Source organism: Pseudarthrobacter humi, assembly GCF_024294965.1.
Lineage (GTDB): Bacteria > Actinomycetota > Actinomycetes > Actinomycetales > Micrococcaceae > Arthrobacter > Arthrobacter humi.
On record NZ_JANCLV010000003.1, the window covers coordinates 235,541 to 257,867 of the forward strand.

At 64.3% G+C, this 22,327-nt stretch carries 25 protein-coding genes and 1 pseudogene; 17 read left to right on the plus strand and 9 right to left on the minus strand.

The annotated features are described in order from the left end of the window. The first annotated feature begins 139 nt into the window (after positions 1-139). Entirely contained in the window at positions 140-1,624 is a 1,485-nt protein-coding gene (gene dctA / locus NFC73_RS06360) for a C4-dicarboxylate transporter DctA (protein ID WP_254748596.1), read from the plus strand. Between the two features lies 1 nt (position 1,625). Further along, entirely contained in the window at positions 1,626-2,780 is a 1,155-nt protein-coding gene (locus tag NFC73_RS06365; protein ID WP_254748598.1) for a glycerate kinase, read from the plus strand. 112 nt (positions 2,781-2,892) lie between these two features. Here NFC73_RS06365 and NFC73_RS06370 read toward each other — a convergent pair whose 3' ends face one another. Next, positions 2,893-4,515 (minus strand): SLC13 family permease, encoded by a 1,623-nt coding sequence (locus tag NFC73_RS06370; protein ID WP_254748600.1) that lies wholly within the window; start codon positions 4,513-4,515, stop codon positions 2,893-2,895. Between the two features lie 242 nt (positions 4,516-4,757). After that, positions 4,758-5,537: an SDR family NAD(P)-dependent oxidoreductase gene (locus NFC73_RS06375; protein WP_254748602.1), complete on the minus strand. Its 780-nt coding sequence runs from the start codon at positions 5,535-5,537 to the stop codon at positions 4,758-4,760. A gap of 81 nt (positions 5,538-5,618) precedes the next feature. Here NFC73_RS06375 and NFC73_RS06380 point away from each other — a divergent pair, with 81 nt between their 5' ends. Next, a complete protein-coding gene (locus NFC73_RS06380; RefSeq protein WP_254748604.1) occupies positions 5,619-6,221 on the plus strand; it encodes a TetR/AcrR family transcriptional regulator in 603 nt (200 codons plus the stop codon). Here the strand turns inward: NFC73_RS06380 and NFC73_RS20690 are convergent. Both NFC73_RS20690 and NFC73_RS06385 read right to left on the minus strand, forming a co-directional pair. Further along, positions 6,218-6,343, minus strand: coding sequence for a hypothetical protein (locus NFC73_RS20690; protein ID WP_256548672.1), 126 nt, complete (start codon positions 6,341-6,343; stop codon positions 6,218-6,220). The genes NFC73_RS06380 and NFC73_RS20690 overlap by 4 nt on opposite strands. A 1,030-nt stretch (positions 6,344-7,373) precedes the next feature. Continuing rightward, positions 7,374-7,730: an SPW repeat protein gene (locus NFC73_RS06385; RefSeq protein ID WP_254748606.1), complete on the minus strand. Its 357-nt coding sequence runs from the start codon at positions 7,728-7,730 to the stop codon at positions 7,374-7,376. A gap of 366 nt (positions 7,731-8,096) precedes the next feature. Between NFC73_RS06385 and NFC73_RS06390 the strand changes: the two genes are divergently transcribed. The 5 genes from NFC73_RS06390 to NFC73_RS06410 all read left to right on the plus strand — a co-directional run bounded on the left by NFC73_RS06390 (position 8,097) and on the right by NFC73_RS06410 (position 10,708). Further along, complete coding sequence (locus NFC73_RS06390; protein WP_254748608.1) at positions 8,097-8,849, plus strand: DUF3040 domain-containing protein; 753 nt, start codon at positions 8,097-8,099, stop codon at positions 8,847-8,849. Continuing rightward, a complete protein-coding gene (locus tag NFC73_RS06395; RefSeq protein WP_256548673.1) occupies positions 8,850-9,239 on the plus strand; it encodes a cation-transporting P-type ATPase in 390 nt (129 codons plus the stop codon). After that, on the plus strand, positions 9,236-9,733 hold the full coding sequence (locus tag NFC73_RS06400; protein WP_254748612.1) for a cation transporting ATPase C-terminal domain-containing protein: 498 nt from the start codon (positions 9,236-9,238) through the stop codon (positions 9,731-9,733). The genes NFC73_RS06395 and NFC73_RS06400 overlap by 4 nt, the downstream gene beginning before the upstream one ends. A 9-nt stretch (positions 9,734-9,742) precedes the next feature. Then, positions 9,743-10,168 carry a hypothetical protein gene (locus NFC73_RS06405; protein ID WP_254748614.1) on the plus strand — a complete coding sequence of 142 codons (426 nt, stop codon included), beginning with the start codon at positions 9,743-9,745 and terminating at the stop codon, positions 10,166-10,168. Positions 10,169-10,240: 72 nt separating this feature from the next. Beyond that, a complete protein-coding gene (locus tag NFC73_RS06410) occupies positions 10,241-10,708 on the plus strand; it encodes a GyrI-like domain-containing protein (protein WP_254748616.1) in 468 nt (155 codons plus the stop codon). 222 nt (positions 10,709-10,930) lie between these two features. Here NFC73_RS06410 and NFC73_RS06415 read toward each other — a convergent pair whose 3' ends face one another. Beyond that, the gene (locus NFC73_RS06415; RefSeq protein WP_254748618.1) at positions 10,931-11,335 is read right to left on the minus strand and encodes an SDR family NAD(P)-dependent oxidoreductase; all 405 of its coding nucleotides are present in this window, start codon (positions 11,333-11,335) and stop codon (positions 10,931-10,933) included. 220 nt (positions 11,336-11,555) lie between these two features. Between NFC73_RS06415 and NFC73_RS06420 the strand changes: the two genes are divergently transcribed. The 6 genes from NFC73_RS06420 to NFC73_RS06445 all read left to right on the plus strand — a co-directional run bounded on the left by NFC73_RS06420 (position 11,556) and on the right by NFC73_RS06445 (position 16,145). Continuing rightward, positions 11,556-12,020, plus strand: coding sequence for an LpqB family beta-propeller domain-containing protein (locus NFC73_RS06420; RefSeq protein ID WP_254748620.1), 465 nt, complete (start codon positions 11,556-11,558; stop codon positions 12,018-12,020). Further along, entirely contained in the window at positions 12,017-13,750 is a 1,734-nt protein-coding gene (locus NFC73_RS06425) for a DUF5671 domain-containing protein (protein WP_254748622.1), read from the plus strand. The genes NFC73_RS06420 and NFC73_RS06425 overlap by 4 nt, the downstream gene beginning before the upstream one ends. Before the next feature lie 26 nt (positions 13,751-13,776). Beyond that, positions 13,777-14,169, plus strand: coding sequence for a VOC family protein (locus NFC73_RS06430; protein WP_254748624.1), 393 nt, complete (start codon positions 13,777-13,779; stop codon positions 14,167-14,169). 451 nt (positions 14,170-14,620) lie between these two features. Beyond that, a complete protein-coding gene (locus NFC73_RS06435) occupies positions 14,621-15,094 on the plus strand; it encodes a universal stress protein (RefSeq protein WP_254748625.1) in 474 nt (157 codons plus the stop codon). Beyond that, complete coding sequence (locus NFC73_RS06440) at positions 15,081-15,962, plus strand: universal stress protein (RefSeq protein ID WP_254748626.1); 882 nt, start codon at positions 15,081-15,083, stop codon at positions 15,960-15,962. Before NFC73_RS06435 ends, NFC73_RS06440 begins: the two co-directional genes overlap by 14 nt. Before the next feature lie 39 nt (positions 15,963-16,001). Continuing rightward, the gene (locus NFC73_RS06445; RefSeq protein WP_254748628.1) at positions 16,002-16,145 is read left to right on the plus strand and encodes a hypothetical protein; all 144 of its coding nucleotides are present in this window, start codon (positions 16,002-16,004) and stop codon (positions 16,143-16,145) included. Between the two features lie 79 nt (positions 16,146-16,224). Here the strand turns inward: NFC73_RS06445 and NFC73_RS06450 are convergent, their stop codons facing one another. Further along, positions 16,225-18,126: a heavy metal translocating P-type ATPase gene (locus tag NFC73_RS06450; protein ID WP_254748630.1), complete on the minus strand. Its 1,902-nt coding sequence runs from the start codon at positions 18,124-18,126 to the stop codon at positions 16,225-16,227. A gap of 176 nt (positions 18,127-18,302) precedes the next feature. Between NFC73_RS06450 and NFC73_RS06455 the strand changes: the two genes are divergently transcribed. Then, positions 18,303-18,494 carry a YegP family protein gene (locus NFC73_RS06455; protein WP_254748632.1) on the plus strand — a complete coding sequence of 64 codons (192 nt, stop codon included), beginning with the start codon at positions 18,303-18,305 and terminating at the stop codon, positions 18,492-18,494. Between the two features lie 10 nt (positions 18,495-18,504). Then, a complete protein-coding gene (locus tag NFC73_RS06460) occupies positions 18,505-18,672 on the plus strand; it encodes a hypothetical protein (RefSeq protein WP_254748634.1) in 168 nt (55 codons plus the stop codon). Between the two features lie 385 nt (positions 18,673-19,057). Here the strand turns inward: NFC73_RS06460 and NFC73_RS06465 are convergent, their stop codons facing one another. Beyond that, a complete protein-coding gene (locus NFC73_RS06465) occupies positions 19,058-19,354 on the minus strand; it encodes a hypothetical protein (RefSeq protein WP_254748869.1) in 297 nt (98 codons plus the stop codon). Between NFC73_RS06465 and NFC73_RS20835 the strand changes: the two are divergent. Continuing rightward, positions 19,250-19,537: pseudogene (locus NFC73_RS20835) on the plus strand (ABC transporter permease); the annotation flags it as partial. The gene NFC73_RS06465 and the pseudogene NFC73_RS20835 overlap by 105 nt on opposite strands. Before the next feature lie 86 nt (positions 19,538-19,623). On the opposite strand, the gene NFC73_RS06475 reads toward NFC73_RS20835, so the two are convergent. After that, entirely contained in the window at positions 19,624-21,231 is a 1,608-nt protein-coding gene (locus NFC73_RS06475; protein WP_254748636.1) for a DUF4389 domain-containing protein, read from the minus strand. 98 nt (positions 21,232-21,329) lie between these two features. Further along, positions 21,330-22,244, minus strand: coding sequence for a universal stress protein (locus tag NFC73_RS06480; RefSeq protein ID WP_254748638.1), 915 nt, complete (start codon positions 22,242-22,244; stop codon positions 21,330-21,332). Positions 22,245-22,327: the final 83 nt, after the last annotated feature.

A 22,327-nucleotide genomic window follows, 5' to 3' on the forward strand; every position in this document is an offset into this window, starting at 1 on the left:
CGCGCGACCGGCCAGGGACGATCCCGGCGGTCAGTACATAGCCCGGAGTGGACGGTGGTGAACCACCGCCGCCGTCCACTCCGTCATGCTCCCATTCATCAAGCACCCTCCGGTTACATTCCACAACGAGGTAGGAATCATGGATCACATCACCACCGCCGGCACGGCTTCGGCGACCGCAAAAACACCTTTGTACCGCCAACTGTACTTTTGGGTACTGACAGCGATCGTCGTAGGCATTCTCGTCGGTTGGCTCGCGCCGGCTGTCGGCATTGCCATGGAACCCATCGGCACGACCTTCGTGAATTCGATGAAGATGCTCATCGGACCGATTGTGTTCCTGACCATCGTGGGCGGCATTGCCAGCGTGGCCGACCTCAAGAAAGTGGGCATGACAGGCCTGAAGGCCCTGACCTACTTCCAGGTGGGCACCATTCTTGCGATGATCTTCGGCCTTGTCGCCATCAACCTTTTCCGCCTTGGCGACGGCGTCAACGCGGACGCCGACTCGATCAAGACGTCCGACTCGGCCGCCAAGCTCATCGACGCTGGCCAGAACCAGGAATGGTGGCAGTTCCTTACCAAAATCATCCCGGACAGCATCGTTGCACCATTCGTTAACGGAAACATTCTTCAGGTGATCTTCATCGCCGTGGTCTTCGGTATCGCCCTGAACGCCATGGGCAAAGTCGGCGCCCCCGTCCTGGACGGCGTGCAGCGTTTGACCGGGGTCATGTTCAAGATCCTGGGCTTCATCATGAAAGCCGCGCCAATCGGCGCCTTCGGCGCCATGGCATACGCAGTGGGCAAGTTCGGCGTCTCCTCCCTCACCAGCATGGGCGGGCTGATCGCGCTCTTCTACATCACCTCCATCCTCTTCGTGGTGATCGTTCTCGGCTCCATCATGGCCTTTCTGAAGCTGAACATTTTCACGATGATCCGCCACCTCAAAGAGGAGTACATGCTCATTCTGGGCACGTCCACCGCCGAACCGGCCCTTCCGGGCCTGATGCGCAAGCTCGAGCACGCGGGCGTGAAGAAGGAAACCGTTGGACTGGTTGTCCCCACCGGCTACAGCTTCAACCTCGATGGCGCCGCCATCTACCTGTCCCTGGCAGCCGTCTACATCGCCCAGGCCACCAACACCGAACTGACCATCGGCCAGCAGCTCGGCCTGCTCGCGGTGATGCTGCTGACCTCCAAGGGTGCTGCCGGCGTTGCCGGCGGCGGCTTCATCGCCCTGACCGCCACGCTGACCACCCTGGGCACCATCCCGGCTGCCGGCATCATGCTCATCTTCGGCATCGACAAATTCATGTCAGAGTGCCGGGCCCTGGTGAACTTCACCGGGAACGCTGTGGCCACACTTTTCATCGCCTGGTGGGACGGCACCCTGGATGCCGACCGCGCCCGCCGTGTCTTCAAGGGTGAAACCGTCGAACCCATGCCGTCCGAGGACCCGATCCACCTCGACGAGGTCACCGACGTCGACGATGACCTGACAGAATACGGCCACCACGCGCCCAAGCACCCCTCAGCTGAGGATCCTGCACCTAAGCATGCCGCCGACGATCCAGCACGCTCCAAGGACGACCGCCGGCCCGTCTACTCGGAAACCATCTGACATGAACAACGCAACCGCCCCAAAAAGCGTGCGGACCCTCATCGCACCCGATAAATTCAAAGGCAGCCTCACCGCCGGCGAAGTAGCGGATGCCTTGGCCGCAGGGCTCCGCTCCGCATCCGGAACCGGAACCGGGACGGTCCACTGCGAACTGCTACCGCTGGCCGACGGAGGTGACGGCAGCGTCGATGCTGCCGTCGCCTCCGGCTTCATCCGCCGCCACTACACCGTCGCCGGCCCTACTGGCCAGCACGTCCAGGCCAGCATCGCGTTCGACGGCACCACCGCCGTCGTCGAAGTCGCCAACACCTGCGGCCTCGCACTGCTCCCGGACGGAACGCCTGAACCGCTGAACGCCTCCAGCCGAGGCTTCGGCGAAGTTATCCTCTTCGCCCTCAGCCTCCACCCGGCCAGGATCGTCATGGCGCTCGGCGGCAGCGCCAGCACCGACGGCGGCATGGGCATGCTCACCGCTCTGGGCTACAGCTTCCGCGACGCCGACGGCCGCCAGCTCTACGGCAGCGGCCGGGCCCTCGCCCAGATCCAGTCCATCCACCGCACCGCCCTTCCGGAACTGTCCGATACCGAACTCATCGTCGCCAGCGACGTCCACAACCCGCTTCGCGGCGCACACGGGGCCCCGGCCGTCTTCGGACCCCAAAAAGGCGCCTCACCCGAAGACGTCACAGCACTCGACCAGGCGCTTGAGCACTTCATCACCAAAATGACTGAGGCCGGATTCGCCGACGCTGCCGCCCTGGCATTGCACGAAGGCGCAGGCAGCGCCGGCGGCATCGGCTACGCCTGCCTGCTGCTCGGAGCCACGCAGGTCTCCGGAGCCGACTACTTCCTGGACCTGCTGGACTTCAACACCCGCAAAGACAACTGCGACATCGTCATCACCGGTGAAGGCAGCATCGACGAGCAGACCCTGAACGGCAAACTGCCCGCCGCCGTCGCCCGTCGCTCAGGTGAGCGACCGATCATCGCCGTCGCCGGCCGTTCCCTCCTTCCCAGGGAGCGTTGGTCCGAATTGGCACTGACACGGGTGTACACCCTGGCCGAATACACCGACCAGGACTCCTCCCAAGACCCCGACCTCTCCGCCGCCCTGCTCCGGCGGATCGGCAAACATATCGGAACAAGCCTCCTGTAGCGGTTCAGACCTGCTCCAGGAAAAGATTCGTCCGCCCGGGGGTGACCCGGGCGGACGATTTGCTTGCTGGAATCCCGGCCGCCGAAGGACGGGGCCCGACGGCGTCCGCTGTTTACCGGCCGATGCCGGTGACAGTGACCATCGCCGGGACGATGCTGACGATCAAGAGCGCCCCGAGGATGTCGAAGACCACCCCGGTGCGGATCATCCTGATGATCGGAACGGCGCCGGAACCGTAGACAATCGCGTTCTGCGGGGTGGAGACGGGCAGCATAAATCCGAAGGACGCGGCGAAGGTCGCCGCAAGCGCAGGCACAAACGGATCAACCCCCAGCGCCTGGCAAAGCGGGATAACGATAGGCACGACGACGGCCGCGGAGGCGGTGTTGCTGGTCGTCTCCGAGATGAGGACCGCCAGAATCGCGGAGAACGCCGTAATGGCCACGATGTTGGTGATGTTAAGGTTCTGGGACGCGGCGGCCCCGATGCTCTCGGCGAGCCCGGTGGCTGCCAGGAGCGACCCGAAGATAATGCCGGTGCCGAAGAGGATGATGGTTCCCCAGTCGATTCTCGCGGCGTCCGACCAGGTGAGCGTGGCCCGGCGTTCTTTCCAGTTGACGGGCAGGACGAACAGCAGCGATGCTCCGAGCACAGCCACGATACCCTCATCCAGCCGGTCATCCAGGAAGAGGTAGAAAGCGGCGTCAGTGCCCGTGACCAGGCTGGCCACAGCTGGCAGCAGCCACAGGCTGACGGTGAACCCGAAAGCGATCAGCGTGTTTACTTCCGCGCGCGACATTTTGCCGTGGGCGGCCTTCTGCTCTCGGATGTACTCCTCAACGCCATCGATCCGACGGACTTCCGGTTTGTTGAGCAGGAACATGGTCAGCGCCAGCACCACGAACATGGCCAGGCACAGCGGAGCTGCGGTAGCCGTCCACTGGGCGAAGGAAATGCGTTCCCCCGTAGCCTCCTCGATCAGGCCGCGGCCGATGAGGTTGGGCGGGGAGCCGACCGGTGTCAGGAGTCCTCCGACACTGGCACCGTACGCCAGCATCAGCATTAGCGCGGCGCCCACTCTCAGGCGGAGCGGGTCAAAGTCTGCCCGAACAATACCGCGGTCCTGCATGAGCTGGGCGATGACGGCGAGGATTCCGAGGGCTGTGGGCATAAGCATCGCCACTGTCGCCGTGTTCGACACGAAGGCCGACAAAAGGCACGTGATGACGCCGAAGGCGATGATTACGCGGTAAGTGGACGTGGCCACGCCAGGCACAGAGAGCACAGCGAAAGCGAGCCGTCGAGCGATGCCGTGCTTAAGCATCGCCTGGGCGAGTATGAAAGCGCCGATGAAGGTGAAGATCGTCGTCGACCCAAAGGGGGCCAGAACTTCCTCCGCAGGCGCCACCCCGAGAATCACCACCGCGGCCACACCCAGGAGGCCTCCCACAGGAATGGGAATGGGTTCACAGATCCACAGGATTATCACACCCAGCAGAACCGCGGCCAGAAGCTGCTGGGTCCGGTCCAGGGGCACGGGCAGCAGCGCGAAGGTCACCGCGACCGCAGGGGCGAGAAAGAAACCCACTGTTTGCCGCGACCGCTCGAACTTCTCCTCTTTTGAAGAGAGCGCCTGCTCACTCAGGCTCCGAAAAGTCTTCCCTCCCAGCAGTGCCGAACGGACGTCAGTCCGCCCGGCGTCACTCGTGGGGCCTGCCGGCAGATTTGTAGACATCCGTGCCCTTCCCTCGTTGCTTTCCACCCACCATGCATCCGCGAGACACACAATGTCCAAGGGAATATCGCGCCGTGCTATCCGCACAGGCGCCGGATCCGATACGACGAATCCGCGGACCGACTTCTTCTCCAAACCATTCAGACCAAGGAGGCGAAATGCCCCTGAGCTTGCGTGCCTACCCTCTTCATACAGTGATACGCACGCCGCATATGCAACACCGTGACCGATCCGGCCGCCGGCTACAGGGCCGACCAGCCGCCGTCGGAGGCAAGAATGGCGCCGTTTAGGTTGGTGCCGTCGTCGCTGAGCAGGAACGTGATCGAAGCGGCGAGCTGCGCCGCAGTGGCCGGGGTCGGAATGTTGGCCTGCATGAGCGGGCCCAGCCGCTCGGCGGCCATCTGTGATCCGAAGTTCGCCACGATACCGGTGATCGTAGGGCCCGGGGCCACGGCGTTGAACCGTAGCCCCTTGGGTCCGTAGATGACGGCGGAGTTCTTGGTCAGGCCGACGACAGCGTGCTTGGATGCGGTATAGGCAGCGCCGGCAGCGGACCCGCGCAGGCCGGCCTCGGAGGCTATGTTCACCACGGAGCCGGTGCCGGCGTCGAGCATTAGCGGCACCACGGCGCGGGTGAGCCGCATGAGGGCGGTGACGTTGATCCGGAAGACGCGGTCCCAGAGTTCGTCGTCCACCTCGTGGATGGGCGCAAAGTTATCCATGATGCCGGCCACGTTCGCCAGTGCGTCGACCCGTCCTCCGGCGGCCGTGAGAACGGCGGCTACTGTCTCCTCCGTGGAGATGTCACCGGGCACCGGGACCAGATCCAGGCCGGCGTTCTCCTCCACCAGGCTGTCCAGGCGTTCCTTGCTGATGTCGGCGGCGATGACTCTGCCGCCCTCCTTGGCGATCCGCAGGGCGGTGGCCTGGCCGATGCCCGATCCGGCGCCCGTCACGATGACGGTCTTGCCTCCAAAGCGACCGTTGGTGATGGTTTCCTGCCACGTTGTTTGGTTGCCCATGATGTCCTTCCAGACGTTGAGAGGTGATGCCAACCAGCTTATGACACCCCGTGTCATTATGTAAGGGTGAATACTGGTGGAATGCCAACGGAAGCCCTGAAAAACACCGCCCGGCCCACCGGACGGCCGGTGAGCATCGACGCCGACGCCGTAGCCGCCCTGGCGCTGCGCCTCTTCGCCGAACGCGGCTATGAGCAGACGTCCATGGAAGACATCGCCCGCGAGGCGCGAATCGGCCGCAAGAGCCTGTACCGGCATTTCGCCAGCAAGGCGGACCTGGTGTGGGGCGGCACCGGACCAGTGATCGAAGCGTCCCGGCATGCGCTGGCGTCACCGCCGCCTGCGGAAGGAACCGACACCGATGTCTTGGCCGGACTGCGCGAAGCGATCATTGTTGGCGCTGCCGCAATCCCCGACCTCGCGGTAACACGCGGGCGCCTGCGGCTCATCGCCGAACATCCGGACCTGATGAGCCGCAGCTACGAATCCCTGGGATCCCAGCGCGAGCAGGCCCGCTCCTACCTGACGGCGCGCGGCGTGCCCGAGCCGACCGCACGTTATCTCTGCGCTGCGCTCATCGGCGCTACGTTCGAAGCGTGGATGCAGTGGGCGGCCGGCGACGAACCGGATCCAGCCCCTTACCTTCGGGCAGCTGTGGGCGTCCTGAGCGTCGGCGGGCGCTAGGGCTTCGGTTTCGCATGGAGCACGGCGACAGTGCAGGCCAGCGTGGGCAGGGCAGCCATCCCCACAAACACGTACCAGGTCCAGCCGGCGAGTTCCACGAATTTGTCAGCGATGATCAGCAACGCGCAGAAACCCGTCCACGCCCAGCCTGCATTTAGCGGATTCCTGACTAGCCAGGCGGGCAGCCGCTGAGGCCGCGGAACAGTCGGCGCGGTAGAGCACCGGGAAGCAGGATTCCGCACCGTCCTTGTTGCGGGCGCACCACCAGCCGGACCGACGCCCACTGGGCCGTCCGGCAGGGGCCCTGCCTTGGCGTCCGGCGGGTTTTCTTCCCCTTTAGCCACGCTCATGGACTGACTGTAGCAATGCGGGAGGCGGCCAATGTCAGCACGATTCCGGGCCGGCGAAAGCCACGACCGGAGAAACCGACTGCCCCGGCCGATCGGGCGGAGTCCCACGTCGTCGGCCGGCTCGTCTACCGCAACAGAGCGCTGGAGCTAGGCTGAATTAGGGACTACGCACTGCCTTCTGGCCAGCCGGTACCGGGCTGGCGTGGAATCGAACAGTTCCTCCAGTGCCGCACCCAGGCGCTGGACCCAAAACCCCATAGGCCTTTTCACCATGCCATGGCCGCAGGAGCCTACCGGCAGTGCCGAAGTCCTGGCTGCGGGCACGAGGGGAATCACGCTCCCGGCATCCAAGGCATGCCATCTTGCATCCTTCACGGCCCTTCCGGCCGTCTCGGGGCTCGGACTACCGCAACAGCGACGGCCTGGACGCCTGTGCTCCGACCTGTGCCACGCGGCCGCACGACGAGCATCCGACCTGACGCGTCCCCAGTAGTTCAGGCGTCCGAGAGAGCGTCAGCTGACGACTACGCGAGGATTGCATCGGCCACGTCGTTTCGCTAGAAGGACTCCCGGCGCTCCAACGGCCCGAGGCTGCCGTGCTGGCACCGTCGCGGCCATGACTGGGCCCCGCAAAAGGTACGTTCATTGGGACCAGCTACCTGTGGGAGACAAGGTATGCCTGGCGTACGGGCCGGCCTGCCTTCGATGGTCGGCAGGCTGTCCGTTCAACAGCCTGCCGACAGCCGCCCTCGCGTCCTTCCTGTTCGAAGTCGGCCACAGCTCTGCCGATGCTGACCCTCCGCTAGTGCGAGACCCGCATACGGTGATGCTCTTCGGAGCTCGGCTTGATCGCAGCCACGGTGACGATCAAAGCTACTGCCCCCGCAATCCAGGAGGTCCAGGCTACACCGGTTGTGTTCGCGTAGGACCCGAGCCATGGGGACAGGATGAGCGCGGCGGCGATGATTGCCTGCACCCATTCCATGGCCGGCGTTCCGGGCATTGCCAGATTAATGAGTCCGCTGACAATCAGGAGCGCGCCCAAGACGACCAAAAGCGTTCTGGATATGCCTTCCTGCTGCGTCCATAGCACTGACAGTGCCGCATAGAGCCCGGCAGCAACAGTTACCCAGTCCTGCCATCGGTTCCATTTTTTCATGGGGACCACTTTCTGTTTGTTGTTGCTTCTTGTTGCAGGAGCCGACACAACAATGCGGCCCCGCGCCCCCAGCATTCCCAGTCAACGCCTGCCGCCTGGTGTCCCACAGAGGACAAAGACCTAAGCTCTGGGCGGCCCCGTCGTGTTCCCATTTTGCGGGGACCAAGGACTCTGTTTCCGGAGTGGCCGGCACGAAAGACTGACAAATTCGTAAGCCTGACAAGGACCGCGCCGGACAGGCGAAGGGAAATATCGATCACGGCGAACGCTGCGCCCAGGACGGGACCAGCGGGCAATGATCGCTGATCTGTTGGCGCTCCCCACGGCGTCCTGGTGGGCATAGGGCTCCTGGTAGCCGCTGAGCTGGTGCTGGCCGCCACCGCCTTGGTTGACCTCTACCGGCAGCCTGCTCAACGGGTTGTCTCCGGCTATGAATGGATCTGGCTGGTGCTGATCCTCAGTCTTCTCGGCCCGAACCTGTACCTCCTGGTTGGACGCAAGACCCCATCCTCGGTGGCCCCTTCGGAAACGCCCAACCATTCGCAGGACACCCAGTGCAACAGTGGTCATCGAGAAGCTCTACCGTCGCCAGTACCACCACTACTGACCTTTAACGCAGCCATCGAAGCCGCCGTGCTCACCAAGATCTTCGGACAAAAGCGGGTCCTCGGCTCGTGGGCGGCCTGGCCCACATGCCGGGACGTTTGCCCCTACCCCCGCACAGCCGCCGGCAAGAGACTGGATTGTGACATCAGAGTCATACGTCCGAGTCCTTTCAGGAGGGTACAGATGTCGCTTTCCCGGCGCGAGCGTGGCCTTCTCAAGGAGATTGGGCGCCAGCTGTTTGAGGACGACCCGAAGTTTGCCGAACGTTTGGGCCAACCGCCACGGCGAGCGTCCGATGGTTGGATCCTGGCCGGCGGGGTGCTGTTCACTTTGTGCGGCTTTGCCATCCTGATGCTGGGGGCTGTGCTGGCGTCCACGGCTCTCGGCGCCGTGGGCTTCATCGCCATGGCGGCCGGTGGTTCACTCGCATTGCGCCGCATCGGCCCCCCGCAACTCCGTTGGGTGAAGTGGCTGCCCCGTCCGGGCATGCGGCACAACACCCCGGTCGAATAGATGCCGGAGATACCGCACCACGGCCTTCCAGCCACCTACGGACCGAACGTGCTTCCGCGATCCCGGAGGGGCGGTCTGCTGCGGGCGATCACGCGGCAATTCAACAATCCCCTGGTCTACGTCCTGCTCGCGGCCGCAGGGGTGACAGCCTACCTCGGTGAACAACTCGATACCGCGGTCATCCTGGCCGTAGTGGTGCTCAACACGGTGATCGGACTCGTGCAGGAGGCCCGCGCCGAGGCGGCACTGGATGCACTGCGCCATATGGTTCCCAAATTTATCGTTTGGACGTTGCCTACGAATATGGGCGAAGGCCTGGTCATCCTTGTGGCGATCCTCATTGGCGGGACGCTCCCATCCTGCCGACGCAGATCCTCTGGATCAATATGACCACGGCCGTAGCGCTGGGCCTGATGCTGGCCTTCGAACCTGGAGAGCCGGGAATGATGTCCCGCCCACCCAGGAACCCCGCCCTTCCGTTACTGACCTGGGCGCTGACACTCCGTGTCCTGCTGGTCTCGGCTCTCCTGGTCGGTGGCACGTGGTGGGTCTTCGAGTGGGAACTCGCAGCCGGCGCCTCCCTCGCTGAAGCGAGGACGTCAGCGGTCAACCTCTTCGTTGCCGTTGAGCTGCTCTACCTGTTCAGCTGCCGCTCACTGACGCGGCCGGCATGGCGGATGGGGCCATTCAGCAACCCCTGGGTAGTCGTCGGCGTCCTCATCCAGGTGGCCGGCCAAATAGCCATCACCTACTCCCCTGTGATGAACCAGCTCTTCCATACCGCCCCCATAGGCCCGGAGGCATGGCTGCGGATAGTCGGCCTCGCGCTCCTGGCATCCCTGGTGGTTGCGGCGGACAAGCGCTTCAGGCGTCACATTCTTTAGGAGGAAATCATGACAAGAGCTTCACTTCTGGCCCTTCTCGGCTTTGTCGCCCTGACGTCGATCGCTGGAGGGGCGGTGATGGCGGCGTCGGCGCTGGGGACCGAACGCATGGGCCTCCCCCCTGAAGTCCTGCTGCCGCCGGATCTCCTTCAGGGGTCTGTCTTCGACACATACCTTGTTCCAGGGCTCTTGCTCTCGGTCGTCGTCGGCGGCTTGCACTTGGCCGGTTTCATCCTGCTCATGCGGCACCATCGCCTGGCACCCTTCGCCACGGCAACGGCCGGCTACTCCGTCCTGATCTGGATTTTCGTCCAGATGGTGTTCGTTCCCTTCAGCGTTCTCCAGTCCGTGTACTTCGCCGCCGGGCTGGCGGAACTGGGACTGCTTCTCCTGCTACTGGGCCTCATGGGGCCAGTGGCCGGCAGGAACCGCTAGAGCCCGAAGGACTGGAAACTCCAGAGACATTCGGCCCTGGCGGCGGCACCATCCAAAGCGGACGCTGGAGTCATGAATACGAATACAGATCCCAGGATGATCCACACGGATGAACAGGCCACCGCCGTCGTCCGCGAAACAGTACCCATGGCTGCCCTGACTGACTTCTTCGGCCGGGCATTCGGCGCCGTGATGGCAGCAGCCCAGGCGCAGGGCGTCCAGCTGGCGGGCCCTCCGTTCGCACTCTACCGCGGAATGCCTACCGAAGCCGTCGACGTCGAAGCCGGGTTCCCCGTCAATGCCGGCTTTAGGGATACCGACGGAGTGGCAACGGGCACCCTTCCTGAAGCCGACGCCTTTGAAGCCATCCACGTTGGACCATATGACACCCTGGGCACGACGTACGGGACCATCCAGGAGCGCATGCGGACGGAAGGGCTCAACCCCTCGGACACCATGTGGGAGTACTACCTCAGTGACCCCGGAACGGAACCCGATCCAGCCAAGTGGCAGACGCGCGTGGTGTGGCCCGTTGCCTGACGTTCCTCCAGTGGAAGACCCGTCCCCCGAGGGCGTTCCGCTGTCATGGCTAATGCAGGGCTGGTGACTCACCCCTCCGGCCCTACAGGATGATGTGCCAGGCCAGCCGTTTCTCCCCCGTCAATGACGAATTGAGCGCCGGTCACGAAGTTTGACTCCACGGACAGATAAAGCACCAGGCAACATGGGAGGTGCTGAGGGTGAGGCCTTCGGTCATGGGGGTCAGCACCGCACCAGAGTGCACTGAATTAGCGCGGACGCCATAGCGGGCGAGGTCCAATGCCGCGCTTTGAAGTTCACGTTGATGACGTGCTCCCACTGCTCATAGGAGTATTCGTCAACGCTTCCGACATTGACGATGCCGGCATTGTTCACCAGTGTGTCGAGCCGGCCCAAAGGTGCGGACGCCTGGGCGACCGCTTCGGCCCATTGTGCCCGATCAGTCACATCGAGGTGGACAAAGGAGGCTCCGTCCCCCAATCGCTCCGCCAGTGCAGCACTCTCTGTATCGAGGACGTCTGCGAGGCTAACCCTGGGCGCCCTCGGACTGAGCCGTTCTGCGATTGCAGCGCCTATCCCCCGCGCGGCACCCGTCACAAGCGCCGCCCTACCGCTTGCACGCGCCATGATCCCCTCCTGCTGGGTAGGCGGGAGCTTTCCCAGGTAACAGGACTGGCCTCATGCCATGGCACGTCTCATCCCACCCGATCCGGCGTTGAAACGGCTTTGGAACCCTCTGCCAGTCCGGACAACACCCGGGACCGAAAGCGGGGGCCGCCGTCGGCAGGACTGGAGCCAGGGCCGGAAGGCACATCCAACGCCGGCTGTTGCGCGCCATACTGACTGCATGAACACCGCGGCGGGAAGAACCGACCGAATACTCATCGCCATCATTGCGGGTATTGCGGTGCTCGTGGTGATCTCGCTGGCTGTGGTCTTTAGCCGCGGACAGCCGGAGGCGCTGGATGAATCCACGCCACCGGGCGTTGTCCAGCAATACAGTACGGCTGTGATCGGGAGCGATACCGCAACTGCCAATTCCTACCTCACTGAAGCTGCCCGCTCCTCCTGCAGCGGTTACCGGGAGAGCGGCCCGCTGCCCTCTCGGGTGGTCCTGATTTCCTCGACGGAAAGGGACAATACGGCAGTGGTGAAAGTTTCGCTTGTAACCTCAAGCCCTGGTGGACCCTTCGGGCCTTCCGAGTACGAGGCTGAAGATCGATTCTCCCTCGTCAAAGTCGAGGGCAAATGGATGATCGACCAGGCACCGTACCAACTAATGTCCTGCTCCGGAACAAGTCCGCGGCCATGAACGCACAAGCCCGGACGCCTGCCCCGGTGGCAGGTTCCGCCCTGATCGCACTCCGCCGCCTCATCCTGTACATCCTGCTGTTCGCCCTGATGGTCATCGCGGCCGTCGGGTTGAGCGGGCTACTGGAGCGTCTGTTCAGTGAGGGAACAGTGTTGGCAGCCACGGATGTAGCCGGACTTGCCCGTTCGCTCGCCTTCACGCTGATCGGAGGTCCGCTCGCCGCGCTTCTGTGGTGGGCAGTTTGGAGGAGGCTCGACGACGCCGCGGAACGCGCCTCGGCCGGGTGGGGGCTGTACCTGACCGCCGTCTACGCGGTCTCCCTCATCGTTGCCACCGCTTCCCTGCTGGGGACGGCGGCGTCCTTCGTCGGTCCGCAGGAACCTCGCTGGTCTTCACCGTTGTCCAACGGGCTTGCCTGGGCCGCAGTATGGTTCTGGCATCGCTGGATGTGGCGGCATCCCGTCAAACATCCCGTCAACCTCGAAGACGTCCCGGCCGTCATCGGAACGGTCTTCGGACTGCTTACGGGAGCGTTCGCCGCCGTCATTGCCCTGGGCGGCTTGCTCGATGTCGCAATCCGGGGCTTCACCAGCCTTACCCCCCTCACCTCAGGGGCAGAAGCGTGGTGGCAGTCTGTGCTGCGCGCGCTCGTCTGGGCCATTGGCGGAAGTATCGTGTGGTGGTGGCACTGGTTCAGGGGTGGCGCACGCAGGCTGGAAACCGCGCTGGTGGATGTTGCACTGATCAGCGTTGGGATCTTCGTCGCCGGGATCATGGCGCTCGGCGGGGCCGCCGTCGTGGTCTTTGTGCTCCTCAGAACCATATTCGACCGGGGCGAGTCGATGAATGAACTGCTGGCTCCCTTGGGTGCTGCCATCGCCTTTGCAGCCATCTGGTCATTGGTCTGGCGCTACCACCGCGTCAGCGAGACGCGCCGTTCGGCAGCTACCCGCCGGGCCGGCCTTTTGGTGACCTCAGGAGTTGCCTTGGCGGCGACGGCCTCCGGCATCGGCGTGGTCATCAACGCGGCACTTGCCATGGCAGTTTCGCCGCTTGCCGGCGGCGGCACGCGCACCCTCCTGTTGGGCGGAATCAGTTCCCTGCTGGTGGGAGGACCGGTTTGGTGGCGGGCGTGGAGCCCGGAGCGGCCACCTCGCAGCGCAGAGGCCGTTGCGCCAGGGCGGCGGGTCTACCTCGTTGTCTTCTTCGGCCTCAGCGCCGCTGTGGCACTCATTGCGCTCCTCGTCATTGGCTACCGGATCTTCGAGTTCCTCCTGGGCGATGTGTCCGGAGGAAGCCTGCTGGATCGGGTCCGGGCACCACTCGGCCTCCTGGTAGCAGCCGGTCTCGTCGCCGCCTACCATTTTGCCTTGTGGAGGCGCGAGCGTGCACTGCTGGCAGCCGCGGCCCCGACCGGCGGGCCCAGGATCGAAGGGGTGACGCTGGTGACAGCGTCGGATCATGAGGCAGTGTCCACGGCCATCACGGCAGCGACAGGCGCAAGGGTCACCGTGTGGCGGCGGGCTGATGCCGGCAGCGGAACCCCTCCTGCTGGTGCGGGCCTCCCCTCCGGCCCTGGGCTTGCACAGCGGGCAGTCGAGGCGCTCTCCGGCGTCACTGCCACCCATGTCCTGCTCGTGATTGGACCGGCGACCGGCCGGGCGGAGCGGATCGAGGTAATTCCGCTGGAAACAGGCGAACCGTCCAAGCAGTGGCTCCGGGGCAGATAGTCCCTCTTAGAAATCAGGTGGTTGCAGTGGGTGGAGTAGTTCATTTCGAAATTCCTGCCGACGACGAAAGCCGTGCCAGGGCGTTTTACCAATCAGTGTTTGGCTGGACTTTCCAGGTGTTGCCGGAAATGGAATACAGCCTGGCAATGACAACGCCGCTCAACGATCAAGGCATCCCGGCGGAGCCAGGCGCAATCAACGGCGGGATCTTCCACCGAGGGGACATGCTGCAGGCCCCCGTGGTCACCATCGATGTCGAAGACATTGATGGCGCCCTTGCCCGGATAGGCCAGCTTGGCGGTGCCACCGTGCGGGGCCGGATGGAGGTCCCCGGTTCGGGCTGGAACGCGTACTTCCGGGACAGCGAGGGAAACGTGATCGGACTCTGGCAGAATGCCGAGCCCGCCGCCCCTGCATAGGGAATCCTGGATCCTGTGCCAATCAGCCCTGTCCAAGTCCACGTGGCCCGGCGGATTCTTTCGTCATGAATGGCTTGAGGGGCAATGGCGGCACGACTCAGCCTGGCCGCAGCGCCTGGTGGAGGAGTGCCAGCCCGCTCCTTGTTTCTTCGCCGCTGATCGGCGGCGCGCCGGCCCGTTCCCGGTGTCAACGCCCACCGACGTCGTCGTTGAGGACACGGCCGGGGTCCTGGACCTGTTCGCCCGCGCCGAGCATCAGGAATGGATCAGTCCCGACGGACAGAAGTGGGCACAGCCAGGGGCGGGGGCACACCAGGGTACGGCAGCAGCGGGGGAAGTTTCTCTGGTTCAGGCAGCTCCTCAAGTTCCAGGTGACTTTAGGCCCTACAGATCCGAAGCCATGCGCCGCACGATGGAGACGCAGCCAGCGCGCGCTGAAGGGAAACTGTCCATGGAACGGTCAAGGTCAGACATCGCCACTTTCGTCGTTGGGGTGGACGGGTCCGAGGCATCGGTGGAGGCGCTGCGGCAGGCCCAGCGGCTGGCAGTCCCGCTGGGCGCGACAGTGCTGGCCACTGCTTACTGGGATGATCCGCAGGTTTACACCGGGTACGTGGCGATGGGCATAGACCGCTTCGAAGAGCGCGTGGAGTTGATCCTCAGGGAGGCCCTGGAAAAGGCTTTCGGACCAGAGACCCCGCAAAACATCATCGCCCAGGTCCTCCGGGGCCGCCCCCGGGACTCCCTGATCGACGCCAGCCGAGACGCCGACATGATCGTAGTGGGCCGGCGCGGCCACGGAGGGTTTGGCGGCCTGCTCCTGGGCTCCGTCAGCTCAGCGTGTGTGGCCCACGCCCATTGCCCAGTCCTGGTTGTTCACAGTCCCGAGAATGGAGAGAGGAAACCCAGCCGTGAGAACGTCTAAACCGATCGCCGTCGCCACCAACGACTCCCCGCAAAGCCAGGCAGCCGTGAAATGGGCGGCGCAGCGGGCTGCCCGTGCGGGCCTCCCGCTGATCCTGCTGCACGTTGTTGACGACCGCTGGGTGGCCGAACCCATTCCTTGGACCGGCATGCTGGTGGAGAAGGGCGAAGAGCTGCTGGAGCGGGCGGCCGGTCGCGTGCGCGGCACGATTCCAGTTGAGATCACCACCAAAATCCTGGAAGGAGCGGTTGCTGGCTCGCTGCGCAGGTACTCCACTAAGGTGTCAATGCTTGTGGTCGGGTCCGGAGCCCCTCATCTGGGTGGCTCGCTGACCGACCGCGCCCTGCAGGTCGCCGCCGCCGCGAAGTGCCCTGTCGCGGTGATCGGGGACCAGGAGGTCGAAGGCCGCCGGGGTGTGGTTGTCGGCGTCGACGGGTCCGAAGATGCCACCCATGCCGTTGCATTTGCCGCCGCGGAGGCAGACCGGGAGGGCCAGGAACTGTCGGTTGTCTACGCTTTCCGGGCACCGGACCGGTGGATCGACGCCGGCCTGCTCACCCGGAACCTGGCCCAGCTGGCGGTGCAAGAGGAGCAGATCGTACTATCCGAGACGATCTCCGGTCTGGCCGAGGATTACCCGGATCTTGTGGTTCACAAAGTTCTGAAGACAGACGTGGAACCCGCCGCCGCGCTGGTGAAGGCAGCCGCCGACGCTCAGCTGCTTGTGGTAGGAAGCCGAGGCCGGGGCGGATTCAAAAGGCTACTGCTCGGCTCCACTGCCCACGCTGTCCTGACGCACCTTCCGTGCCCAACGGTAATAACACCTATCCGGCGCCTTACGGACATCAAGAAGGAGCCGGCAATATGAAAACCAGCCCTTCATGACATCGTCAAAGGAACCGCCCAGGTGGTGGACACCCAGGAAGCGTTTCAGGAGGCAACCGACGCCGGACTCGAACCGCGGGAACCCGGCAGCAAGGACCATCTGGTGAGGGTCACGCCGTCGGAAGTCAGCGGACGCCGCTTCGTCATCACTCCCCCGTCCCGGTAGTGACCGCCGCTGGACCCGGCGGGGGCCTGAAAGCAGAACCCTGAGCAGAACAGCGAAGGTGAAGGCCCGACGTCGGCCCTCACCTTGTCGCTGTAACGCCCATTGGAGTGCCGCCCATTTCCGCCCAATGGGGATGGCGGCCGGCGCGGAGGGCCCGGAGCGCATTGAGGATCGTGGCCAGATCGACGAGTTCCTGGAGGAGGGCGCCGGCCACAGCCGGAATGTAGCCGAATACTGCCGCGATCATCAGGCCAACGCTCAGCAGGATGCCCGTCCAGATGCTCGCCAGCGCTATCCGCACGGTGTGTTGACCGATCTCGACTGCAAGCGCCGCTTTGGATAAGTCGTCGAGCATGATCACAACGTCCGCCGACTCGCTGGCCGCGGTGGATCCTTTGGCGCCCATGGCAACGCCGACGTCTGCGGCGGCGAGGACCGGTGCGTCGTTAACGCCGTCGCCCACCATCATGACCGGACGTTCCCGCAGGCCCGCCACGATGGAAACCTTGTCCCCTGGCAGGCAACTTGCCTCGAACCTCGAGATGCCGGCGCTCGCGGCGATCTGCTCGGCGGTAGCGCGAGCATCACCGGTAAGCAGCAGGGTTTCCCTTACCCCCAGCCGGCGAAGCTCAGCCAGCGTACTTAGGGCATTGTCCCGCAGGGGGTCGCTCATAATCAGCGCTCCGCCAAACCGTCCGTCTACGCCCACGTACACCGCCAGCTGGCCACCGGCGATCCCGGCTTCCTCGAATCCCGTGGTGATTGAACGGACAAAACCAGGTTTGCCCACCACTACCGTTTGATTGCCGCAGGTAGCCGTTACCCCCTGGGTGGCATGCTCAAAAGCGTTGGTTCCTTCCAGCAGTTCCAAACCCCGGCGCCGTGCGGCATCGATCACGGACGAAGCAAGGACATGGGACGAGTACTGCTCGGCCGAAGCCGCGAGCTGCAGCAGCCGGTCCTCGGAAATCTCTCCCGAAGCCGCCCGCGAGACGTGGACGCCGTGCAAGGTGGGCCGCCCGTGCGTGAGCGTGCCTGTTTTATCGAACACGGCCGTCCGCACGCGGGCAAGCTGTTCAAGGGTTCCGCCGTTCTTAATGATGATTCCCGCGTGTGCGGCACGGCTGGTGCCAGCAAGGAAAGCCACCGGAGCGGCGATGAGCAGTGGGCATGGGGTAGCCACAACAAGGACCTGCGCGAACCGGCCCGGGTCCTGGCTGAAGTACCAGCCCGCCCCGGCCAGGGCAAACGCAAACAGCGTGAACGGAATGGCATACCTGTCGGCAAGCCGGACCACCGGCGGACGGCTGGACGCAGCCTCCTGGACCAACGCCACGATCTGGCTGTACTGAGAGTCTTTAGCGGTGGATGCCGCCTCCATGTGAACGGCCATTTCTCCATTGACTGACCCGCTGAGCAGCGTATCGCCCTGGTGGTGTTCCACCGGAAGGCTTTCGCCTGTCAACGTGGATTCGTCGAAGCTGCCGGAATCCGAGAGGAGCACCCCGTCCACGGGAACTACCTCGGAAGGTTTGACCAGGAGGATGTCACCGGGGCGGACCTCCGCCGCAGGTACGTCCTCCGGCGGTCGTCCAGGCAGTTCGCGGTGGGCTGTTTGCGGGACACGCTCAAGCAGGGCCCTGAGTTCCCGGGTGGCGCGCCCCTGGGCGATCACTTCCAGCGCCTCGCCACCTGAGAGCATCAGGACAATGATCAGGGACGCCACATATTCCCCCACCGCCACCGTGGTGACGATGGCGGTGACGGCCAACAGGTCAATCCCCCACCTCCCCTTCAGCAACGAGTTCACCATTGAGCCGGACCGGAACAACGCGACCAGGAGAGCGTAGGCGCTTGCCGTCCACTGGGCCGCCGGCTCCTGTCCGGCAGCCACAAGCACAACAACGATCAATCCCGCTGCCACCGTGGCGGCCACCAGCGGAAAACGCACAACAGTAGTTCTCACGGCAGCCAACGTCATGCCTTTGACGCTATTGCCGTATGGCACGCCCAACTAGGGCACTTAGGACCGGTTGTTCTGCTGGACCCTCCACTCCAGGGACCTTTGCCACTAATGGAGACCACGCCCGCATGGAAGCATTGGCTCAACCGACGCCGCCCGACGTTGTGAACAAGGAAGTTTGAAGGAGCAAGCGCATGGCAGGAGCATTCGAAGTTTTCACGGACAGCGAATCGCGGGTGCGCTTCGCCCTGGTGGCGCCGGATGGGTCGGTGCTCGCCGTTTCCGGACCATACACGGACAAGCGCGAGGCCGCCGCCGCGATCAAGGACGTCCGTGAATGCGCCGGAACTGGCCTCATCCATGACCTCTGTCCGGCACACGCCTGACGTGCGGCTAATGGAGGGCGCAGAAGCCACGATTCTGACCGATGAGGTCCTGGCCGTCGAAAGCCTGGTGTCCTTCCGCATCCAGGCAGGAGAAACCTCCGGCCTGCTGGGACCGAACGGGGCCGATAGGACAACGATCATCTCCATGGCCTGGACCCGGCCCTCGCCAGACCAATGAGCTCCTTCGCGGCGGCGGGGAATCAGTCTTCCTGCACCTGACCGGCAAAGCGCTCAGGGATTGAGATGCGGCAAACCTGGGCCTTGCCTTCGGCGGGTTTGGCCCGGACAGTGTTGAACACAAACCGGCCACCGTAGTGGCCAGCAGCGACGACGCCGGACCCCCGCCGACGCCAGACCGGGCTGTTCCTGTTCTTCACTGTGGGGTTCGGAGTCCTCGGACCCGGCGTGGAAGTCCGTCTCTTCCTTCGCTGCAGGTCAAACATTTTCTTCGTCTTCGATTTCCCGCTGTTGCTCATCCTCCTCTTGGGATCGCAGTTCGGCGCAGAAAGTGGACAAGCCCGCGTATCGGTGGCCGGAGGGACAGGATCGGAGCGCGCGTCACCTCAGGCAGCCCGGAGACACTGCGTGCTGAGCTCAGCCGGGGACGGACCGACGTCGGGATCTTCATAAGGGACGCCGCCAGACTGCAGCCCTTCCAGGACGCGGGAGTCAGCAGGGACCAGTCCGCGGCAGCACTGGAGCAGGCCCGTATCGGCGCGCAGCTTCCCCGCCTGGAGATCGTGGATACGGATAATGTGCCACAGGAATTCACTGGCCTTGGACAGTTCGACCTGGGCGCCGCCCAGCAGCTGCTGTTCATTTTCCTGAGTTCCCTCACCGGCGCGGCAACGCTGATCCATGCACGGCGGCTGGGCGTCATTTCCAGGATGATGGCCGCGCCAGTCACCAGTTGGGAGGCCATCGCCGGGCAGGCGCTGGGCCGCTTTGGCATTGCAGTGGTCCAGGGTGCCTACATCATGCTCGGCACGGCCCTGCTGCTCGGCGTCGACTGGGGCAATCCGTTGCTGGCCGGCCTCATCCTTGCCGTCTTCGCCGCCGTCGCAGACGCTGCGGCCATGGTGGTCGGCTCAATTTTTGACAACGACGATGTTCCTGCTGCGCCGGAGCCTCAACCGCTCCCTGTAGTTTCCGGCGGCGGTTGTATCGGCCCGCCGGGTGGCAGCGGACCGGCCGGCGGAGCAGGCGTGCGCAGACCGCCGTTTGCGGCGGCACCCGTTTGTCCCTCAAGGTCCACGTCCCTGGCCCCCTGGTCGAGGCGGAACGGCGGATACTCATCCCGCATCAGGGCCGTGTAGGTGATGACACGGTAGATCCATCGATTGAGGCCCAGGAGCAGGTCGAACAGCGGGCGCTGGTAGCGGCCGCTGAACAGCAGGATCACTCCCGCAACGAAGACCAGGAAGCCGAAGAATGAGAATCCGGTCCCGGTCTCGTACCTGATGCCCGGAGTTTGGGGATCAGTCCAGCGGACGGTGCTGGTACCAGTCAGTGCCGAAATGATGATGAGGTGGGGAAGCGCCAGCAGCCACCATTTCACCAGGACAAGGCCGCGGGAGAGCCGTTCCGGGTAGTCAACCTCGAAATCGGCCGGGTAGTCCGTCTTCGCCAGTGTGAATGGCGGGTACTTGTCCGTTCCGAGCGCTCCGTAGCTGTAAAACGCCACCCGCCAGGTCCAGCGCAGGACTCCCACATTGAAATCGAACAGCGAACGCGGGTACTGGGCGGTAAAGAGAATGGCGAACCCGGCTATGACTGTGACGACGAAGAACGCAAACCAGAGGAAGAACAGCACAATGAAATGCGGTATGGCCAGAAACCACTTCACAAGCCACAGCCACCTGGAAAGAACCGGATCCAAGTGTCCCCACAGGCGTGCGGGGTACGGCGGCCTTTCCGCACCGGCAATGGATACAGGCGGGGACGCCGGTCCCGCGTACGGCGCCGCGGGACCGGGCCACGAAGGCGCCGGCATTACCGTATGTGCCTGCGCCGATACGGGAACTGGCGGCGGCGGACCGGCTACCGGCGGGCCGGCCGCGGGCGCGTGCCGCCCCAGTCCTTGGGCGCCAAAGATCAATAACGGCACGCCGATGACCAGCAGGATTGTTCCGGCTACCAGCAAACCGGCTGCAATGGGGCCAAACAGTTCAGACCGGAATCCGGCCTTGAGGTCAGCCCGGATTTCTGGGCTTGCGTCGGCATTCATCACCACCACACTCCAGTTCCCAGCTTGGATGTTCCAGTCCAGGACCTGCTCCCCGGCGCCGGCAGCCGATGCCACCCAAAAGTCCTGCCCCGACGGTGGAAGGGGCTGTTGGGTGCCGTGAGTTTCACGGTACTCCACACGGAAAGGCCGGAAACTGACGTCCAGCAGCTCGGAGTAGTTCGCACCGGCCAGGTAGCGCTCCACGTCAGGTCGGGAGGCTATGCCGACAAAGATTTCCTTTCCCGCACTGGCGGATTCGGCCCAGATCCGGATGCTGCCAACATCAAACGGCAACGGGCCCGGGTAGTCGTCGCCACGCATGTTGTCCGCGCCGGCGGACATGATCGCCGAAGAGTCTACGTCGAACCGCTCCTTCGGTGAGGTGAGGTAGCCGCCGTCGTTCTGGAGTGAGTTGACCACCGAGGCGCCTATGCCACCGAAGAGCAACCCGATTCCCAGCATCGAGAACAGGATGCCTAGAATAAGCATGGTGATGGAACGGGCCCGCATGATGTCCTCCCGTGGTCGATATCCGGTTGTGGCCGCCCCCGCCGGACCTGGGTCCTTCCAGATTCAGCCTGCGGCACTGCGGTCAGTAGGGCCATAGGTCACGGCAGCACAACCTGCGGCGGCTGGCCGGAGTCAGGCGCCGGCCGGGCCGGCCGGGTGATGATGATGGGACATGGCAACTGCATGAGGACTTTTTCGGCTATGGAACCGATCGGTTTCCGCAACCCTCCGCATCCCCAGCAGCCAATCACCAACAGCTTTGCCTGTACGGCGGCACCGGCCAGTGAGTTGGCTGGAAAATCATCCTTTTGGACCACTTCTCGGACACGCAGCCCGGGAAAGAGCACACGGACGCGTCCTGACGCTGCTGAGACGAGGGCCTCGGGATCGGGCTCACGACCATTGGCGGCTGCCGCTCCCGGGCCTGCCGGTGGCAGCGTTGTCGCCACTACGTGCAGGATAGTCAGTTCCTCTCCGCACCGGCGGGCTTCCTCCGCAGCTGTCGTGAGTGCAGCTGCCGAGTGGGTCGATCCGTCGATGCCAACCACAACGCCTGCCTGGTTCGCCGTCCTTCGGGCCGGGATGACGGCGACGGGACTTTGGCAGAGGACGGCGGCCTGGAAGCTCACCGAACCGAACCCTTCGCCTCGCCGGTCCCCTGAACGGTCCGAACCGAGAACTGTCATCTCGGCTCCAACGGACAGCTTACTGAGGACCGGGGCAGGCTCCCCCGGTTGCCAGCAGGTAAGGATCTGTATCGTTGGATGCCATGCGCCCAGCCGGTCGCGATCACTGTCCAGCAAGGCCTGTGCCTCGGCGACGGCATCAGCGTACCGCGACGGTGTCCGGTAATAAGAGTGTTCGGGCACTACCCGCACCAAACGCAGCCGGAGACCCAGCGCCTCAGCCCTCTGCGCAGCCCACTCGGCGGCCCCACGGCCGGTGCCGGAACCGGAAAGCCCGCAAAGGACCTCACGCCCTTTCAAAGCCTGCCTCCTCGTACTGCCACTCACCCAGTCTCCCGCTGAGGCGCTGAACTGCCAGTGCCTTAAGCCCCGCCATGGTTCCGGGGCTTTCGTCCCTGTTGCCCTGCCGG

What these genes read in the sequence shown, in the direction of transcription:
- NFC73_RS06450 (WP_254748630.1), bottom strand. Translation starts at nt 18,126, where the DNA reads ATGACGTTGGCTGCCGTGAGAACTACTGTTGTGCGTTTTCCGCTGGTG.
- NFC73_RS06415 (WP_254748618.1), bottom strand. Translation starts at nt 11,335, where the DNA reads ATGGCGCGTGCAAGCGGTAGGGCGGCGCTTGTGACGGGTGCCGCGCGG.
- NFC73_RS06435 (WP_254748625.1), top strand. Translation starts at nt 14,621, where the DNA reads ATGGAACGGTCAAGGTCAGACATCGCCACTTTCGTCGTTGGGGTGGAC.
- NFC73_RS06475 (WP_254748636.1), bottom strand. Translation starts at nt 21,231, where the DNA reads ATGCGGGCCCGTTCCATCACCATGCTTATTCTAGGCATCCTGTTCTCG.
- NFC73_RS06425 (WP_254748622.1), top strand. Translation starts at nt 12,017, where the DNA reads ATGAACGCACAAGCCCGGACGCCTGCCCCGGTGGCAGGTTCCGCCCTG.
- NFC73_RS06420 (WP_254748620.1), top strand. Translation starts at nt 11,556, where the DNA reads ATGAACACCGCGGCGGGAAGAACCGACCGAATACTCATCGCCATCATT.
- dctA (WP_254748596.1), top strand. Translation starts at nt 140, where the DNA reads ATGGATCACATCACCACCGCCGGCACGGCTTCGGCGACCGCAAAAACA.
- NFC73_RS06380 (WP_254748604.1), top strand. Translation starts at nt 5,619, where the DNA reads ATGCCAACGGAAGCCCTGAAAAACACCGCCCGGCCCACCGGACGGCCG.
- NFC73_RS06395 (WP_256548673.1), top strand. Translation starts at nt 8,850, where the DNA reads ATGCCGGAGATACCGCACCACGGCCTTCCAGCCACCTACGGACCGAAC.
- NFC73_RS06365 (WP_254748598.1), top strand. Translation starts at nt 1,626, where the DNA reads ATGAACAACGCAACCGCCCCAAAAAGCGTGCGGACCCTCATCGCACCC.
- NFC73_RS06410 (WP_254748616.1), top strand. Translation starts at nt 10,241, where the DNA reads ATGAATACGAATACAGATCCCAGGATGATCCACACGGATGAACAGGCC.
- NFC73_RS06375 (WP_254748602.1), bottom strand. Translation starts at nt 5,537, where the DNA reads ATGGGCAACCAAACAACGTGGCAGGAAACCATCACCAACGGTCGCTTT.
- NFC73_RS06465 (WP_254748869.1), bottom strand. Translation starts at nt 19,354, where the DNA reads ATGGATCAGCGTTGCCGCGCCGGTGAGGGAACTCAGGAAAATGAACAG.
- NFC73_RS06385 (WP_254748606.1), bottom strand. Translation starts at nt 7,730, where the DNA reads ATGAAAAAATGGAACCGATGGCAGGACTGGGTAACTGTTGCTGCCGGG.
- NFC73_RS06460 (WP_254748634.1), top strand. Translation starts at nt 18,505, where the DNA reads ATGGAGGGCGCAGAAGCCACGATTCTGACCGATGAGGTCCTGGCCGTC.
- NFC73_RS06455 (WP_254748632.1), top strand. Translation starts at nt 18,303, where the DNA reads ATGGCAGGAGCATTCGAAGTTTTCACGGACAGCGAATCGCGGGTGCGC.
- NFC73_RS06370 (WP_254748600.1), bottom strand. Translation starts at nt 4,515, where the DNA reads ATGTCTACAAATCTGCCGGCAGGCCCCACGAGTGACGCCGGGCGGACT.
- NFC73_RS06400 (WP_254748612.1), top strand. Translation starts at nt 9,236, where the DNA reads ATGACCACGGCCGTAGCGCTGGGCCTGATGCTGGCCTTCGAACCTGGA.
- NFC73_RS06405 (WP_254748614.1), top strand. Translation starts at nt 9,743, where the DNA reads ATGACAAGAGCTTCACTTCTGGCCCTTCTCGGCTTTGTCGCCCTGACG.